Source organism: Phenylobacterium sp. (assembly GCF_031360265.1).
In the GTDB taxonomy this organism is placed as follows: Bacteria; Pseudomonadota; Alphaproteobacteria; order Caulobacterales; family Caulobacteraceae; genus Phenylobacterium.
Map to the genome: position 1 here is coordinate 1 of NZ_JANMBF010000092.1, position 1,584 is coordinate 1,584.

A 1,584-nucleotide genomic window follows, 5' to 3' on the forward strand; every position below is an offset into this window, starting at 1 on the left:
TGGCCGGCAAGGCCGGCCTGGGCCCGACCGAATTCCTGTCCCGCAGCGAAACCCTGGCCCGGCTGCCGACCCTGCGCCGCGAAGGCCTCAAGGGCGGCGTCAAGTACTGGGACGGCCAGTTCGACGACGCCCGGCTGGCGCTGGCGCTGGCCCGGACCGCGGCCTCGCGCGGCGCGCTGGTGGTCAACTACTGTCCGGTCGACAACCTCGTGCACACGGCGGGCAAGGTCACGGGACTGCGCTGCCATGACAGCGAGACCGGCCAGGCATTCGAGCTGCAGGCGCGCTGCGTCATCAACGCAGCCGGTGTCTGGGTCGACCAGTTGCGGCAACTCGATGGCGAGGCGATCGGCCGGCCGGTGCGGCCCATGGTGGCGCCTAGCCAGGGCGTCCACATCGTGGTCGACCGGGATTTCCTGCCCGGAACCCACGCCCTGATGGTGCCCAAGACGGCCGACGGCCGGGTGCTGTTCGGTGTCCCCTGGCTGGGCAAGCTGATCCTGGGAACCACCGACACGCCGCGCGGCGACTTGGCGCTGGAACCGCGCCCGTTCCAGCAGGAACTGGATTTCATCCTGGGCGAATCGGCCCGCTACCTGGCCCGGGCGCCGCAACCGGGCGACATCCGCAGCATGTGGGTGGGCCTGCGCCCGCTGGTCAAGCCGCAGGACGAAAGCGGGCATGACACCAAGAAGCTCAGCCGCGAGCACACGGTGCTGACCAGCGCCAGTGGGCTTGTGACGGTGACCGGCGGCAAGTGGACCACTTACCGGGCGATGGCCGAGGACGTGCTCCAGACTTGTTTCGACATGGGGCTTCTGCCCGCTGTGGCGGCGGGAGTGACCGCAAACTTGACCCTGGTCGGGGGCGATGGTCCGGCGGCCGGGCGGCGGCCCCTGAGCGAACCCCAGGGCCTGCACTCCTATGGCAGCGAGCAGGGCGCGGTGCGCGAGTTGCCAGGCGCCACTCGCTTGCTGGGCGGCGGCCTGACCGAGGCGATGGTGCGCTTCGCGGCGCGCCGTGAATACGCCCGGACGGTGGAGGACGTGCTGGCCCGGCGCTGGCGCCTGCTGTTTCTCGATGCCGCCCTGGCCGGAGCGATGGCGCCGCAGGTCGGCGCCATCCTGCGGGAAGAAACAGGGGCCGACCCGCGCGTCGCGGAATTCGAGGCACTGTCCCGGCTGTACCTCTCCCTGCCACCACGCAGCCAGGCTGCTGAATGATGGCTCCTGCAAAGTCGAAGGCCCGGCGTCTGGTTTTGCATCCACTTCTGCTTCACAACGCGCAAGCCGATCCTGTATTCTCTGCGTCCGGAACGTTTGATTGGCTGCCTCGCCCCCGCACCGGGCCGAGGATCTGAGTGAGAGGGCGCAATGGGCAAGAGAATTGCAGTGGTCGGCGCCGGCGCGCTCGGAGGCTACGTCGGGGCGTATTTTGCGCGGGACGGCCACGACGTGACGCTGATCGACATGTGGCCCGAAAACATCGAGGCGATCCGCTCGCGCGGGCTCGAGCTCGACGGGGTCACGCCCGAAGAAAAATTCATCGCCAGGAACGCGAAGACGATGCACCTGTCGGAAGTGC

General features: G+C 69.0%; 2 protein-coding genes. Both read left to right on the forward strand.

The window, feature by feature from the left end:
* Positions 1-1,223, forward strand: a 1,223-nt coding sequence (locus RMN86_RS08045) for a glycerol-3-phosphate dehydrogenase/oxidase (protein ID WP_309605314.1), incomplete at its 5' end; no start/stop codon positions are given.
* Between the two features lie 168 nt (positions 1,224-1,391).
* On the forward strand, positions 1,392-1,584 hold a 193-nt coding region (locus RMN86_RS08050; protein ID WP_309605315.1), incomplete at its 3' end, for a 2-dehydropantoate 2-reductase N-terminal domain-containing protein.